14 protein-coding genes and 1 riboswitch are annotated in these 15,241 nt (G+C 72.1%); of the genes, 1 reads left to right on the top strand and 13 read right to left on the bottom strand.

Translation table 11 applies throughout. The features are described 5' to 3' along the window. Positions 1–2: 2 nt before the first annotated feature. Positions 3–159: riboswitch (cyclic di-AMP (ydaO/yuaA leader) on the bottom strand. Between the two features lie 426 nt (positions 160–585). Next, on the top strand, positions 586–1,383 hold the full coding sequence (locus tag ACFC1X_RS03325; RefSeq protein ID WP_376348304.1) for a tyrosine-protein phosphatase: 798 nt from the start codon (positions 586–588) through the stop codon (positions 1,381–1,383). Positions 1,384–1,427: 44 nt separating this feature from the next. Here the strand turns inward: ACFC1X_RS03325 and ACFC1X_RS03320 are convergent, their stop codons facing one another. The 13 genes from ACFC1X_RS03320 to hpnC form a co-directional block, all read right to left on the bottom strand. Then, entirely contained in the window at positions 1,428–1,550 is a 123-nt protein-coding gene (locus ACFC1X_RS03320) for a DUF6126 family protein (RefSeq protein WP_376348302.1), read from the bottom strand. Next, positions 1,547–2,164, bottom strand: a complete 618-nt coding sequence (locus ACFC1X_RS03315; RefSeq protein WP_376348300.1) for a helix-turn-helix domain-containing protein — start codon at positions 2,162–2,164, stop codon at positions 1,547–1,549. The genes ACFC1X_RS03320 and ACFC1X_RS03315 overlap by 4 nt, the downstream gene beginning before the upstream one ends. Positions 2,165–2,231: 67 nt before the next feature. Further along, entirely contained in the window at positions 2,232–3,617 is a 1,386-nt protein-coding gene (locus tag ACFC1X_RS03310; protein WP_376348298.1) for an aspartate aminotransferase family protein, read from the bottom strand. Then, positions 3,618–5,546, bottom strand: a complete 1,929-nt coding sequence (gene dxs / locus ACFC1X_RS03305) for a 1-deoxy-D-xylulose-5-phosphate synthase (protein WP_376348297.1) — start codon at positions 5,544–5,546, stop codon at positions 3,618–3,620. 27 nt (positions 5,547–5,573) lie between these two features. After that, on the bottom strand, positions 5,574–6,728 hold the full coding sequence (gene ispG / locus ACFC1X_RS03300) for a flavodoxin-dependent (E)-4-hydroxy-3-methylbut-2-enyl-diphosphate synthase (protein ID WP_376348295.1): 1,155 nt from the start codon (positions 6,726–6,728) through the stop codon (positions 5,574–5,576). Between the two features lie 4 nt (positions 6,729–6,732). Next, entirely contained in the window at positions 6,733–7,755 is a 1,023-nt protein-coding gene (hpnH, locus tag ACFC1X_RS03295) for an adenosyl-hopene transferase HpnH (protein ID WP_376348293.1), read from the bottom strand. Positions 7,756–7,761: 6 nt separating this feature from the next. Then, positions 7,762–8,406, bottom strand: a complete 645-nt coding sequence (locus ACFC1X_RS03290) for a 1-hydroxy-2-methyl-2-butenyl 4-diphosphate reductase (RefSeq protein ID WP_376348292.1) — start codon at positions 8,404–8,406, stop codon at positions 7,762–7,764. Next, entirely contained in the window at positions 8,406–10,463 is a 2,058-nt protein-coding gene (gene shc / locus ACFC1X_RS03285; RefSeq protein WP_376348291.1) for a squalene--hopene cyclase, read from the bottom strand. Before shc ends, ACFC1X_RS03290 begins: the two co-directional genes overlap by 1 nt. Positions 10,464–10,579: 116 nt before the next feature. Continuing rightward, a complete protein-coding gene (locus ACFC1X_RS03280; RefSeq protein WP_376348289.1) occupies positions 10,580–11,716 on the bottom strand; it encodes a polyprenyl synthetase family protein in 1,137 nt (378 codons plus the stop codon). After that, positions 11,713–13,149, bottom strand: a complete 1,437-nt coding sequence (gene hpnE / locus ACFC1X_RS03275) for a hydroxysqualene dehydroxylase HpnE (RefSeq protein WP_376348287.1) — start codon at positions 13,147–13,149, stop codon at positions 11,713–11,715. Before hpnE ends, ACFC1X_RS03280 begins: the two co-directional genes overlap by 4 nt. After that, positions 13,146–13,304, bottom strand: coding sequence for a DUF6380 family protein (locus ACFC1X_RS03270; RefSeq protein ID WP_352155896.1), 159 nt, complete (start codon positions 13,302–13,304; stop codon positions 13,146–13,148). The genes hpnE and ACFC1X_RS03270 overlap by 4 nt, the downstream gene beginning before the upstream one ends. After that, entirely contained in the window at positions 13,304–14,254 is a 951-nt protein-coding gene (hpnD, locus tag ACFC1X_RS03265) for a presqualene diphosphate synthase HpnD (RefSeq protein WP_376348285.1), read from the bottom strand. The genes ACFC1X_RS03270 and hpnD overlap by 1 nt, the downstream gene beginning before the upstream one ends. Continuing rightward, complete coding sequence (gene hpnC / locus ACFC1X_RS03260; protein ID WP_376348284.1) at positions 14,251–15,165, bottom strand: squalene synthase HpnC; 915 nt, start codon at positions 15,163–15,165, stop codon at positions 14,251–14,253. The genes hpnD and hpnC overlap by 4 nt, the downstream gene beginning before the upstream one ends. Between the last annotated feature and the right edge of the window lie 76 nt (positions 15,166–15,241).

Below are 15,241 nucleotides of genomic sequence, written 5' to 3'. Positions count from 1 at the left end.
CGAATTCCTCTCCGGCGCCTGCGAGGTGAGCTGTCGGGTTCGGGCTGGAGATGCCCGGCCGCGCCGAAACGCGGCTTCACCCCAAGCCGTTCCGGGAACCGGAACAGGCATTCGTACCTGTGGGTCCCCCGCTCCTGCCGGTACGGGTGGTGGATGAGAGTGGGCTCCGGTCGGCGGCAGGATTAGGCGTCCGTCCGGATCGGTGGTGAACGTAAGGGACCAAGACGCACCCGGACAAGCGAAGGGTTCCGCCGGAAGGTGTTCCGATTGATCCTTTACGGGAATATCCGGTCACACTCCGTCGATTCGGGGAATGGCATTTCGAGCGAACGTCCTTGAAAACCGGCTTGATTACGTGGACATGACGGGCGACGCACGGTTACGGATATGACGCTGCTCACGCGCCACTTCTCCACCCTTTCGCATTTCAGCGCCAGTTGGAATTAAGGCGTCAATTCGGACAGAAGGCCCGAGGCCGCCCTTAATGCCCTGTGGACAACTCATTGGCGCAGACAGGGGATGCCGTATCGTCGAGGCGAGCCCGCCGCCGAGCAGCGTCGGCGGGGCGGAGTGGGAGGAGTCCCCGTGACGCAGCAGGTCCCGTCGACCGAACCCGAGCTGACCGGTGTGCGCAATTTCCGGGACGTCGGCGGACTGCCGGCCGCGGACGGGCGACGGGTGCGGCAGGGCGTGCTGTTCCGCAGCGGCCACCTGGCGCACGCCACCGGGGAGGACGCCGCCTTCCTGGCCACCCTCGGCCTGCACACCATCTTCGACTTCCGCAACGCGGCCGACCAGAAGCTGGAAGGCCCGGACGTCGAGCTGCCGGGCGTCCGCAATGTGAACCTGCCGCTGAGCGACCCGGCGGACGGCGCCGAGTTCTGGAAGATGGTCCGCGACGGCGACCTCGACCAGCTGCACGAGATCCTGGCCGACGGCAAGGGCGCCCACCGGATGATCGCGTCCTACCGCACGATCATCACGGAGCGCACGGCGGAGCACTCCCGGGTGCTGCACGCGCTCGCCGAGGACAGCGTCCCCGCCCTGATGCACTGCGCGGCCGGCAAGGACCGCGCGGGCCTGTCGATCGCGGTCACGCTGCTCGCGCTCGGCGTCGAGCGCGACGCCGTCCTCGACGACTACCTCAAGTCGAACGCCACGCACCGCCGCTACAAGGTGCGCCGCGGCAGCTCCGCCGCCTCGGCCTACTCCCCCGAGGTCATGGAGCTGCTCAGCCCCCTGTTCGACGCGCGCGCCGAGTACCTGGCGGCGGCCTTCGACACCGTCGAGGAGACCTGGGGCGGCGTCGACGCCTACCTGGAGCAGGGCCTGCACCTCACCCCGGCGACCCGGGAGCGGCTGCGCGAGCGGATGCTGGACTGACCCGGTACGTCCCTGATTCGGCACGGCACTGATCCGCACGGCCGCTAGCGGCGGGCGCCCACCTCGAAGAGCAGGTAGAGGAAGCCGCCGAAGACGTGCCCCAGGGCGATGTAGATGAGCAGCCGCACCCACAGGGCCCGCGGGAACTTCTCCTCCATGGACCTCACGACGTCTCCCCGGGGGTCGTCGGGCCGAGGCACAGCGCGGCCGTCGGGCTCTGCAGCAGGGTGTGGACGAAGAGCAGCTCGACCCCTTCGGGATCCTGCGCGGCGATCCGGTGCGGGGTCAGCGAGTCGAAGTGGGCGCCGTCCCCCACGCCGAGCCGGTGCTCGGTGTCCCCCAGGCGCAGCCGCAGGCGGCCCCTGAGCACGTGCAGCCACTCCTCGCCGGGGTGCACCCGCACGATGTCGCCCTGCGAGCCGTACGGCACCTGGACGCGCAGGGCCTGCATGCCCCGGCCCGGCGCCCCCGCCCGCCGGTACGTCCAGCCGCCCGCGACGGTCGGCTCCATGTCGGCGGCCCGCACCACGGCGTCCCGGTCCGCGGCCGTCTCCCCGAGCAGCTCGGCGACGGTCGTACCGTAGACGCGGGCGAGGGCGAGCAGCATCGGCAGCGAGGGCTGGCGCTGCCCGGTCTCCAGGCGGGAGAGGTGGGCGGGCGACAGCCCGGCCGCGCGGGCCGCCGCCTCCAGGGTCAGGGCGGCCCGCCGCCGCAGCTCACGCAGCTGGGGCGCGACGGCGGCGACCGCCCCGTCGGCCGGTCCGGTCTCGGAGGAGCTCATGCTCATGGCTCCATTCAGCCCGAGGCTTGCCCGCCGGGCAAGTTTCTTGCCTCTGAGACACAAACGCTCAGCGGTGCGCCACCGCCTGCTTGACCAGGGTCTTGCCGAAGTCCCACATCAGGCCGCCCCCATTGTGCGCGTCGTCCATCACCTCGGTGAAGGCGTCGACGAACCGGTCCGCGTCGGCGGTGTCGATGATCAGGGGCGGGATCAGTTTGATCACCTCCAGGTGGTCTCCGGAGACCTGGGTGAGGATCCGGTGCCGCTGCAGCAGCGGCACCACCACCATCTGCGCGAACAGGCCCTTCCGGGCGGCCTGGAGCATGGTCCAGCGGCTGCGCAGCTTCAGGGACCGCGGCCGGCCGAACTCGATGCCGATCATCAGCCCGCGGCCCCGGACGTCGGCGAGCAGCTCGTAGCGGTCCACCAGCGCCGCCAGCCGGGACTTCAGCCGCTCCCCCATCGCGGCGGCGTTCGCCACGATCTCCTCGTTCTCCATCACCGAGAGCACGGCGAGCCCGGCCGCCATGGCCTGCGCGTTGGACCCGAAGCTCGCCGAGTGGACCTGCACGCGGTCCATCGAGGAGTACACCTTCTGGAAGATCCAGTCCTTGCCCAGGGTGGCGCCCACCGGCACGTAGCCGCCGGACAGCGCCTTGGCCACGCAGACCAGGTCGGGCTCGACGCCGTCCTCGTGCTGGAAGGCGTAGAACTTCCCGGTCCTGCCCAGGCCCGTCTGCACCTCGTCGGCGATCAGCAGTGCCTTGTGCCGGTGGAGCAGGTCCTGCGCGGCCCGCAGGTAGCCGGGCGGGGCCTCGTGCACGCCCTTGCCCTGGATCGGCTCCACGATGAGCGCGGCCACGTCTCCGTGCCGCAGCTCGCGCGCCAGGGCGTCCAGGTCGCCGAGCGGGACCGCGGTGTCGGGCAGCAGCGGCGCGAAGCCCTTGCGGAACCCGTCCTCGCCGTTGACGGAGAGCGAGCCGGTGGTCAGTCCGTGGAAGGCGTGGGTACAATACAGGATCCTCGGCCTGCCGGTGGCGTACCGGGCGAACTTGAGCGCGGTCTCCACCGCCTCGGTCCCGCTGTTGCCGAAGAAGACCCGGTCCAGGTGCGGGCTGTAGGAGAGCAGCCTCTCGGCCAGGAGCCCGGGCAGCGGCGGGCAGTCGAAGCGGGTCAGGTCGGCCAGCGAGGCGTCGAGGACGTCGTGCAGCGCCTTGCGGACGACCGGGTGGTGGCGCCCCAGGCCCATCACCGCGAACCCGGCGAGCATGTCCAGGTAGTCGTTGCCGTCGGCGTCCCAGAAGTGCGCGCCATCGGCCCGCTCGTAGACCTTGTCGAAGCCGATGGTGTGCAGCATGCGCGGCAGCTGGTGGTTGAGGTGCCTGGCGTGCAGCTCGTACCGCTCGGCTCCGCGCTCGGCCAAGAGCGCGGCGAGGTCGAACTCCTTGGTCATTCAGTTCTCTCCTTGCGCTGGCATGACGTTCCGTCCGTCCCCGGGGGTTTCCACCGCGCGCCGCCCGACGGCCAGGCTCGCGCTGATCCGGCCGGCGATGTCGACCGGGGTGAGGCCGATGTCCGCGAGCACCTCGGCACGCTTGGCGTGGGCGAGGAACTGGTCGGGGATGCCGAAGCGGCGTACGGGCACGTCGGCCTCGGCGTCGCCGAGGGCCAGCGCCACCGCCGAACCGACCCCGGCCGCCCTGCTGTTGTCCTCGACGACGGCGACCAGGCGGTGCCGGACCGCCAGCGGGGCCAGCTCCGGGTCGACGGGTTTGACCCAGCGCGGGTCGACGACGGTGCAGCCGATGCCGCGGGCTTCGAGCAGGTCCGCGGCCCCGAGGCAGACGGGCGCCATCACACCGACGGCCACCAGCAGCACCTCGGGACGGTCCGCGGCGTGCAGGACGTCCATGCCGCCGACCCGGCCGACGGCGGGTACGGCGGGCCCGACGGACTCCTTCGGGAAGCGCACCAGGGTCGGCGCGTCCTCGACGGCGACCGCCTCGCGCAGCTGGGCACGCAGCTGGCCGGCGTCGCGCGGGGCGGCGATGCGCAGCCCGGGGACGACCTGGAGGACGGACATGTCCCACATGCCGTTGTGCGAGGGCCCGTCGGTGCCGGTGACGCCGGCCCGGTCCAGGACGAAGGTGACCCCGCAGCGGTGCAGCGCCACGTCCATCAGCAGTTGGTCGAAGGCGCGGTTGAGGAAGGTGGCGTAGACGGCGACGACCGGGTGGAGTCCGCCCGTGGCGAGGCCGGCGGCGGACACGGCGGCGTGCTGTTCGGCGATACCGACGTCCCAGACCCGGTCGGGGAACCGTTCGGCGAAGGGTGCCAGGCCGACCGGGTGCAGCATGGCCGCGGTGATCGCCACGACGTCGTCGCGCTCCGCTCCGATCCGCAGCATCTCCTCGCCGAACACGGAGGTCCAGGACGGCCCGCCCGCGGGGCCGAGCGGTGCGCAGGTGAGCGGGTCCATCGCGCCGACGGTGTGGAAGTGGTCCTCCTCGTCGCGCAGGGCGGGTTCGTAGCCCCGGCCCTTCTCTGTGAGGCAGTGCACCAGCACCGGCCCGTGGAAGCGTTTCGCGCGCCGCAGCGCCGACTCGACGGCCCCGAGGTCGTGTCCGTCGATCGGGCCGAGGTACTTCAGCCCCAGGTCCTCGAAGAGTCCCTGCGGGGCGAAGGCGTCCTTGAACCCCTTCTTGGCGCCGTGCAGGGCCTCGTAGACGGTGTGGCCGACCACCGGCGTGCGGTGGAGCACGTCCTTGCCCCAGGCCAGCATCCGCTCGTAGCCGTCGGTCGTGCGCAGCGTCGCGAGGTGGTTGGCGAGGCCGCCGATGGTCGGCGCGTACGAGCGTTCGTTGTCGTTGACCACGACGATGAGCGGCCGGTCCCTGGCGGCCGCGATGTTGTTCAGGGCCTCCCAGGCCATGCCGCCGGTGAGCGCGCCGTCGCCGATGACGGCGACGACGTGGCCGCGCTCTCCCCGCACGTCGCGGGCCTTGGCGAGGCCGTCCGCCCAGCCGAGCACGGTGGAGGCGTGGCTGTTCTCGATGACGTCGTGCTCGGACTCCTCGCGGGACGGGTAGCCGGACAGGCCGCCCTTGCCGCGAAGTTTCGAGAAGTCCTGACGCCCGGTCAGGAGTTTGTGTACGTAGCTCTGGTGGCCGGTGTCCCACAGGATGCGGTCGGCCGGCGACTCGAAGACCCGGTGCAGGGCGACGGTGAGTTCCACCACCCCCAGGTTGGGTCCGAGGTGACCGCCGGTGCGGGCGACCGCGTGCACCAGGAAGTCACGTATCTCGTCGGACAGTTCACCGAGTTCCGCCTCGGACAGCGCCTTCAGGTCGCGTGGTCCCCGGATGTTCTCCAGAATCGTCACGCTCGGGCCCCCTTCGGTCCGTGCTGATCAGCTCACGGTGACGGCCGGCTCCCCCGACGCGCCGTCCTTCTCCATCTGCTCGGCGATCCTCATCGCCTCCTCGACGAGGGTCTCCACGATCTTCGACTCGGGGACGGTCTTGACGACCTCGCCCTTGACGAAGATCTGCCCCTTGCCGTTGCCGGAGGCGACGCCGAGGTCGGCCTCACGGGCCTCGCCGGGGCCGTTGACGACGCAGCCCATGACGGCGACGCGCAGCGGCACCTCCATGCCGTCAAGACCGGCGGTGACCTCCTCGGCCAGCTTGTACACGTCGACCTGGGCGCGGCCGCAGGACGGGCACGAAACGATCTCCAGCCGGCGTTCCCGCAGCCCCAGCGACTGGAGGATCTGGATGCCGACCTTGATCTCCTCGACCGGCGGGGCGGACAGCGAGACTCGGATGGTGTCGCCGATGCCCTGGGAGAGCAGCGCGCCGAAGGCGACCGCCGACTTGATCGTGCCCTGGAAGGCGGGGCCGGCCTCCGTCACACCGAGGTGCAGCGGGTAGTCGCACTGGGCGGCGAGCTGCCGGTAGGCCTCGACCATCACGACCGGGTCGTTGTGCTTCACCGAGATCTTGATGTCCCGGAAGTCGTGCTCCTCGAAGAGGGACGCCTCCCACAGCGCCGACTCGGCGAGCGCCTCGGGGGTCGCCCTGCCGTACTTCTGCAGCAGCCGGCGGTCCAGCGAGCCCGCGTTCACACCGATGCGGATCGGCGTGCCGTGATCGCGGGCCGCCTTGGCGATCTCGCGCACCTTGTCGTCGAACTGCTTGATGTTGCCCGGGTTGACGCGCACCGCCGCGCAGCCCGCCTCGATCGCGGCGAACACGTACTTGGGCTGGAAGTGGATGTCGGCGATCACCGGGATCTGCGACTTCCGCGCGATCACCGAAAGGGCGTCCGCGTCGTCCTGCGTCGGACAGGCCACCCGCACGATCTCGCAGCCGGACGCGGTCAGCTCGGCGATCTGTTGCAACGTCGCGCCGATGTCCGACGTACGCGTCGTCGTCATCGACTGCACCGACACCGGGGCGCCGCCCCCGACGGCCACCGGCCCGACCTGGATCCGCCGCGACACGCGCCGCTCGGCGATCGGCCGGACCGGTACCTCGGGGAGCCCGAGGGAGATGGCGGTCACGACGTCACTCCCGGTTCGAGGAGACGGTGTCGCGCATGGCGCGCAGGGACTCCTTGAGGGAGCCCATGGTGGCCAGGACGGCGGTCGGCTCGTAGCCGCAGTGCGCCATGCAGTTGGCGCAGCGCGGGTCCTTGCCGCGGCCGTACTTGTCCCAGTCGGTCTCCTCGATCAGCTCCCGGTACGTGGGCACGTATCCGTCGCTCATCAGGTAGCAGGGCCGCTGCCAGCCGAACAGGGAGTAGTTCGGGATCGCCCAGGCGGTGCAGGGGAAGTCGACCTTGCCCTCCAGGAAGTCGAGGAACAGGGGCGAGTGGTTGAGCCGCCAGCGGGCCCGGTTGCCGCCCGAGAAGGCCTTCTTGAACAGCTCGCGGGTCTGCTCCACGCCCAGGAAGTGCTCCTGGTCGGGCGCCTTCTCGTAGGCGTAGGCGGGCGAGATCATCATCTCGTCGACCTTGAGGTCGTCGTTGAGGAAGTTGAGCACCTCGACGATGGTCTGCGGGGTGTCGGTGTTGAAGAAGGTCGAGTTGGTGGTGACCCGGAAGCCTCGCCGCTTGGCCTCCTTGATGGCCTCCACGGCCTCGTCGAACACGCCCTCCTTCGCCACGGACTCGTCGTGCCGCTCGCGCAGGCCGTCGATGTGCACCGCGAAGGCGAAGTAGGGAGAGGGCTTGAACTTGTCCATCTTCTTGCGCATGAGCAGCGCGTTGGTGCAGAGGAAGACGTACTTCCGCTTGGCCACCAACTGCCGCACGATCTCGTCGATCTGCGGGTGCATCAGGGGTTCGCCGCCGGCGATGGAGACCATCGGCGCTCCGGATTCGAGCACCGCCCCGACGGCCTGCGCGACCGGCATGCGCTGCTTGAGCACCCCGGCCGGGTGCTGGATCTTCCCGCACCCCTCGCACTTCAGGTTGCAGGCGAAGAGCGGCTCCAGCTCCACGATGAGCGGGAACTTGTCCCGTCGGCGGATCTTCTGTTCGGCCAGGTATGTAGCGACCTTGATGGACTGGCGCAGCGGCATGGCCATCTGGGCTCACCTCCGGGGGAGCAGCAAAGAACGGTGCCATTCGAAAAATGCGGGAAGAACGGATCGAAGAACGCGGAAGGCTGATATTCCACCGCGCACGGTGCCGATCCGGACGAGTTCGTGTTCCGGAGCGTCCACGACCACACGAACGGCCGCAACGGGGCGCTCGCCCGCCCGTACGGCGCTCAGGAGCGTGGCCGCGGACTCCATGTCGACGGCGATGGCGCCGGTCGCGAGCAGGTCGGCGCGTTCGGGGCCGCGGACGACGTGGTCCGAGCCGGTCAGCGGCCCGGTGTGGACGGTGCGGCCCGGCACGGCTCGCGCGAGTTCCTTGACGAGCCGGTCGGTGCCGACGCAGGCGACGGTGGAGCGCGGGTCCCGGGTCTCCTCGGCGACGACCAGGTCGCCGGGGTGCATGCCGGGGGCGAGTCCCGCGCAGAAGCCCGTGGCGAGCACGGCGGCGGAGCCGAGCGCCGGGTCGGCCAGGACCCGGGCGACCGAACGCTCGGCGGCCCGGGGGCCCATGCCGGTACGCAGGACGGTGACCGGCCCGCCCGCGCCACCGCGGTCGCCGGTGCGCAGGGCGAGGTGCTCGATGCCGAGCGCGCAGGCGATCAGCAGCGGGGACGACGGGCCGGGCCGCGGGTTCATCAGCCGCCCTTCACCTCGGCCGTGGACATCGCGTCCGCGGGCCGCTCGGCCACCGGGGCCGGGCGTGGCTTCTTCTCGGCGAAGGGCTCCCCGTGGACGTACCGGCCGAGCGCGGTGAGCGGGAAGACCTGGCGGTAGAGGTGGTAGTTGATGGAGAAGTCCCAGGGGAAGCCGGTGCCGGTGAAGTACGGCTCGTCCCAGGAGCCGTCCTCGCGCTGGGTGGCGGCGAGCCAGGCGATGCCGCGTTCCACCGCGCCGGACTCCCGCTCCCCCGCCGCGAGCAGGGCCATCAGCGCCCACGCCGTCTGCGAGGCGGTCGAGGCGCCCCGGCCGCTCCACTCCTTGACGTACCGGTAGGAGCGCAGGTCCTCGCCCCAGCCGCCGTCGTCGTTCTGGACGGACTCCAGCCAGGTCACCGCGCGGCGGATCGCCGGGTGCGAGGCGGGGAGCCCGGCGGCGGTGAGGGCGGGGACGACGGAGCCGGTGCCGTAGACGTAGTTGACGCCCCAGCGGCCGAACCACGAGCCGTCCTGCTCCTGTTCGGCGAGCAGCCACTGGATGCCGCGCCGGGTGCGCGGGTCGTGGGCGAGCCCCTCGACGGCGAGGCTCTCGACGACGTGCGCGGTGACGTCCGCCGACGGCGGGTCGATGACCTCGCCGAAGTCGCAGAACGGCAGCCGGTTGGGGAAGGGGCTGGTGTTGTCGACGTCGAACGCGCCCCAGGCGCCGTTCTTCGACTGCATGCCGAGGTTCCAGCGCACCCCGCGGCCGATGGCCTTCTCCACCCGTTCCGGGTCGTGGTGGCTGACCCGGCGCAGCGCGAGGACCACCTCGGCGGTGTCGTCGATGTCGGGGTAGTTGTCGTTGTGGAACTCGAAGGCCCAGCCGCCGGGCGGGAGGCCGGGCCGTTTCACCGACCAGTCGCCGGGGCGGACGATCTGCTCGCCGAGCATCCAGTCGGCGGCCTTCACCAGCTGCGGGTGGTCGGCGGGCACCCCCGCGTCGGCCAGCGCGATGGTGGCCAGGCAGGTGTCCCACACCGGGGACTGGCAGGCCTCGATCATCCGGGCGCCGTCCTCGCGCCACACGGCGAAACGGTCCAGCGACTCCAGGCCGGCGCGCATCACGGGGTGTTCGAGGTCGTAGCCGAGCAGGTACAGCGCGATGACCGAGTACACGGCCGGCGGCTGGATGCCGCCCCAGCAGCCGTCGTTCTCCTGGCGCTCGATGATCCAGCGGGCGGCGGTGTTCATGGCGGCCCGGCGCAGCCGGCGCGGGGCGACCTTGCGGTAGGCGTGCAGTGCCTTGTCGATGCGCTGGAAGGCGCCGTCCCAGCTCGCCGCCGGTGCCAGGGGCCGCGGGGGGTTGGGGAGGGCCGGGTCGGTGTGCAGTTCGTCCAGCGGGAAGGGGGCGGGACGCACCGGCCGCTTCGCCGAGACGATCGTGAGCGGCACGATGGTCTGCCGGGCCCAGCAGCCGAAGTCGTAGATGTTGAGCGGTACCCAGGTGGGGAAGTAGACGAGTTCCGGCGGGAGCTCCGGCAGGTCGTCCCACTTCCACCAGCCGAAGAGGGCGAGCCAGATCCGGGTGAAGACGCGGGAGGCCGCGATGCCGCCGCGGCCGCGGACCCACTCCGACGCCTTCGCCATGTGCGGCGCGTCGGGGGCGTCGCCGGCCAGGCGGAGGGCGACGTAGGCCTCGATGGTGGCGGACAGGTCGCCGGGGCCGCCGTAGAAGGTGGCCCAGGCGCCGTCCTCGCGCTGCTCGCCGCGGACGAACAGGGCGGCGGCGCGGGTGGTCTCCTCGTCCTGGATGCCGAGGAACTGACGCAGCAGCAGGTCCTCGGCGTCCATCGTGACGTTGGTTTCGAGGTCGCCCTTCCACCAGCCCTGGGCGTCCTGCCGGGAGAGCAGGAAGTCCGTGGCGCGCCGGGTGGCGCGGGCGGCGGCTTCTGGTACCCCGGCCGCCGCGGCGGGGACGGTGATGTCGGTTTCGCTGGCCGAGGGCGCGAGGGGCTTCAGGGCCGCCCCGGTGCTTCCGTCGGTCGTCGCTGTCATGGCTTCCCCTTCGTGCAGTGTGCATACGGTGCTCTGCTTGGGTCCGCCGTCGGCCGGTGCCTGTCCGTCGAGGACACCGGCCGGCGACTACGCGAGGGCTATTCGACCGATAGTGATCATCTCTTTCGTACGACGACGAAGTCGGCGAGCGCCGCGAACCGGTCCCGCACCCGCTCGGGCATGTCGACGGCGTCGAGGGCTTCGATGGCGATGGTGTGCTGGCGGCGCGCCTCGTCGGCGGTCCACTCGCGCCCGCCCGCCTCCTCGATGAGGGCGGCGCGGGCCGCGAACTCCTCCTCGGAGAAGTTCGCGAAGTCACTGGCCTTGGCGTCGGCCGCGAGGATCTCGCCGAGCCGTTCGGAGGCCGGGCCGCCCGCCGCGAGGGCGGCGACGACCGGGAGGGACTTCTTGCGCTGGCGCAGGTCGCTCCAGGTCTGCTTGCCGGTCGCCTCCGGGTCGCCCCAGATGCCGAGCAGGTCGTCGACGGCCTGGAAGGCGAGGCCCAGGTGGTAGCCGTACTTCTCCAGGGTGTCGGCGGTGCGCTCGTCGGCGCCGCCGAGCACCGCGCCGATGGAGCTGGCGGAGGCGAGCAGGGCGCCGGTCTTGTTGCCCTCCATCTCCAGGCACTCCTCCACGCTGACGCGGTCGCGGTGCTCGTAGGAGATGTCCTGGGCCTGGCCGTCGATCAGGGCGCGGGTGGCGCCGGTGAGGCGGCGGGTGGCGCGGCCGGCCTCGACGGTGCCCAGTTCGAGCAGCACCTCGTTGGCGAGGGCGAAGAGGGCGTCGCCGACCAGGATGGCCTGGGCGGGGCCGTGCACCTTCCAGACGGTGTCGCGATGGCGGCGCTGCTCGTCGCCGTCCATCAGGTCGTCGTGCAGCAGGGAGAAGTTGTGCACCAGCTCCACGGCCACCGCGCCGGGCACGCCCACCTCGGGCGCGGCGCCGGTGACCTCGGCGGAGAGCACGGCGAGCGCGGGACGGACGGCCTTGCCGCCGTCGCCGTCCGCGGGGTTGCCCTGGGCGTCGATCCAGCCGAAGTGGTAGGCGGCGACGGTGTCCATGGGAGGCGCAAGGCGGTCGACGGCCGCCCGCAGGACCGGCGTGGCCAGGGTCCGGCCGCGCTCCAGCAGCGCGGTCACGTCCACCGTGGTCCTCGGAGCGGCCTTCGGGCCGGGGGGCGCGGTGGGCACAGTCTTTCCTCCAGTTGCGGTACCGGGAGTGCGGGAGTCGGCCCCGCGCGGGTCGGCTCTCATGCCGCCTCCTCGAAGAAATCGGGAAGGAGTCCGCGGGACCGGCCCAGGGCGCCCAGAGCGGCGCCCGCCGCTCCGACACCGCTGCGAACCGCACTCTCCATGGTCGCGGGCCACCCGGTGGCGGTCCACGCTCCGGCCAGGTAGAGGCCGGGTGCCTTGGTGCGGGCGCCGGGCCGGAGGCGGCCGACGCCGGGGGCGGGGGCGAACGTGGCGGTGCGCTCCCTGGTCACGAAGAAGTCCTTCACCCCGGCACCGCGGCTGCGCGGCAGCAGCCGCTCCAGTTCGGGCAGGTACCGCTCGCGCAACGTGGCCACGGGCTCGTCGATCTCGTGCTGCGCGGTCGACTGCGACAGCGCCAGGTACTGACCCTCCTTCAGCCCGGAGGCCTCGGTACGGTCGAACACCCACTGCACCGGGGTGCCGAGCGCCGTGAGGAACGGCGTGGCGAGCACCTTGCGGTCGTAGATCACGTGGATGTTGAGGATCGGCGCGGTGCCGATCTCCAGCAGGTTCTCCGGGGCGTCGAGGGCGCCGTCCGGCAGCAGGTCGTGCGCCTCGCGCTGCGGTACGGCGAGGACGACCGCGTCGGCGTCGAGCGTCTCGTCGGGAACCTGAACGCTCCAGCCGCCGTTCTCGTTCGCACGGAGGGAGGTGACGCGGGTACGGACCTCGGTGCGCACGCCCGCGGCGTCGAGCGCCCCGCGGGCCAGCCGGTCGTGCAGTTCACCCAGCGGGACGCGGGCCCAGCCGATGTCGGCCGCGCCCGGGTCGGACAGCAGACCGGTCTTGAACACCATCGCGGCGAGCCCCAGTGAGGCGTCGCCCGCGACCGCGTTGAGGGTGGCGACCCCGACCAGGTCCCACAGGGCCTCGACGGCACGCGCCGACTGACCGTGCGCGGTCAGCCAGCTGCCGAAGTCCTGGGTGTCCAGGGCCGGATCGGCGAGGTCGAGCCCTTTGAGCGCGAGCGCGGCCCGCCCGACCCCGGCGCGCTCGGCGAGCGAGAGATGGGGGTACGTCGCGAGGCTGCGCCCCAGGTGCAGGGGGACGGGCAGCTCGTCGCGGCGCAGTCTGCCGAGCCGGCGTCCCTCGGGCCTCGCCACGTCGAGGACGGGCACGTCGAGGCGGTCCTGCACGGGCGCGAGCGCGGTGCCGCCGATGCGGTCGAGGAACCAGCGGTAGGCGGTGCAGCAGCGCAGGTAGACGTGCTGGCCGTTGTCGACGGTGAGGTCGCCGCGCCGGAAGGAGAAGGCGAGCCCGCCCAGGCGGGGCCGCCCTTCGAACAGGGTGACGCGCACGCCGGCGTCGGCGAGCGCGAGCGCGGAGGTCACCCCGGCGAGGCCGCCGCCGACCACCACGGCGTGCGCGCCGGGACGGAGGGCGGTGACGTCCGCGACCTGCCCCCCGTCACGCGTGCCGTTGGCGTGCGTCATCGTGCGCCCTTCCCTGTCCGGTCGCCGTGGTGTTTGAACGGCGTACGGCCGACCGTCTCAGTCAGGGACGCCGACCGCCACCGGAGGGTTGCCCACCGGTGCACGGCGGTGGTCCGATCCGGGGCCGGCGTGTCGCGTGTGCCGGGTGTGTCCATCAGGCGCGCCTCCTGACGGTCCGGCGGGTGACGTGCCGGGTGTCAAGGCCGGACAGGCCGCGCACGGCGACGTACGCCTTCTCGCGGCCCGGGAGCGAGACGCGGCCGCGCAGCACGGCCTCCGGGTCGCGCTCGATGCGGTCGAGGAGCCGGCGGTAGATGCCGGCCATGGCGGCCACGCAGGCCCCGCTGCGCCGGTCGAGCATGGGGAGCAGCCGGTAGCCCTCGGCGAACAGGGCGCGGGCCCGGCGCACCTCGAAGTGCACGAGGCCCGTGAAGTCGGAGCCCGCGGGGGGCGTCGGCCCCTTGAACCCGGCCGAGCAGCCGAACTTGGCGAGGTCGTCGGCGGGCAGGTAGGTGCGTCCGCCCTCGGCGTCCTCGCGGACGTCCCGCAGGATGTTGGTGAGCTGGAGTGCGAGGCCGAGCGTGTCGGCGTACTCGGGCGCGCGGTCGGCTCCGTGCGCCCCCGGTTCGGTGCCGAACACGCCGAGGGAGAGTCGTCCGATGGCGCCCGCGACACAGCGGCAGTAGGTCCGCAGGTCGTCCCAGGTCTCGTAGGTCTCGCCGCGTACGTCCATCTGGACGCCGTCGATCAGTTCGTCGAGGCCGTCGAGCGGGATCGGGAAGGCGCGCGCGGCGTGGGCGAGGGCGACGGCGACCGGGTCGGTGTCGTCCTCGTCGACCGCGCCGTCGTGGATCCGGGCGAGCACCGCCCGGGTCTCGTCCAGTCGGGCGACCTTGACGTCGTCCGCCAGCGCCCCGTCGCCGATGTCGTCGACGCGGCGCGAGAACGCGTACAGCGCCGACATGGCCCGTCGCTTCGGCGTGGGCAGCAGCCGGATGCCGTAGGCGAAGTTGCGTGCCTGCTGACCGGTGACGGCCTCGCAGTAGCTGTAGGCGGCGAGCACCGGCGCCGGCATGTTCGCTGACGAGTCCACGGTCCCGATCACCCCTCTCCTCGCAGGGCCAGGCCCGTCTCGCGCAGCAACCGGAGCTTGCCGGGCTTGGGCGGGCCGGGAAGTACGTCGTGATCCGCGTCGGCGATCGCCCGCAGGGCGGCCCTTCCCCCGGCCACGAACCCCGCGAGCAGCAGACGCAGCCTGCCGTGGACGCTGCCGACCAAGGGGGCGCCCTCGTCCAGCAGGTCGTGGGCGCGCCGGGCCTCGTACGCGAGCAGGGCGCGCACCGACGCGTTGGCGGTGGGCGCGGCGAGGTCCGCCTCCTGGACGTGGAAGCGCTTCATGTCCTCGGCGGGCAGGTAGATCCGGTCCCGGCCGAGGTCCTCGGCGACGTCCTGGAGGTGCTCGACGATCTGCAGGGCGGTGCAGACGGCGTCGGAGCGGCGGATCCGCTCGGGCGTGGCGGTGCCGGTGACGGCGAGGACGAGGTGGCCGACCGGGTTGGCGGACAGCTCGCAGTAGGCGAGGAGGTCGTCGTAGGTCTCGTACCGCCGTACGAGCTGGTCCTGACGGTTGGCGGCGATCAGCCCGAGGAAGGGCGCGGGGGTCAGCGAGCGGCGGCGGACGGTGGGCCGCAGGCGGCGCAGCAGCGGGTGGCGGGGGGTGCCGTCGAAGACCCGGTGCAGGTCCTCCTCGAAGGCGTCCAGCATCAGCACGCGGTCGTCGGCGCGGTCGTCGGGGACGCCGAGGAGGCGGGCGTCGGCGCCGCCCGGCGCGAGGTCGCCGTCGCCGATGTCGTCGACGAGGCGGGCGAAGCCGTACACGGCCATGAGGTCGGTGCGCCAGTCGCGCGGCAGGAAGAAGGGGGCCACGGGGAAGTTCTCGTCGGCGGCCTTGGCCAGGGTGCCGCGCTCCGCGTCGACGGCGCACGCTTCGGGGAGCTGGGGAGTTTCCGTAGCCATTGCCGTCACATCTCCCGTTCTACACTGCCGACCCAATACACACTATTTCGGACACGCCGCCCGGCCGCCCGCGGGC

It is taken from the genome of Streptomyces sp. NPDC056128, assembly GCF_042263835.1.
Classification (GTDB): Bacteria; Actinomycetota; Actinomycetes; order Streptomycetales; family Streptomycetaceae; genus Streptomyces.
The sequence above is the reverse complement of the archived record's forward strand: the minus strand, read 5'-3'. Positions and strand labels throughout refer to the sequence as shown.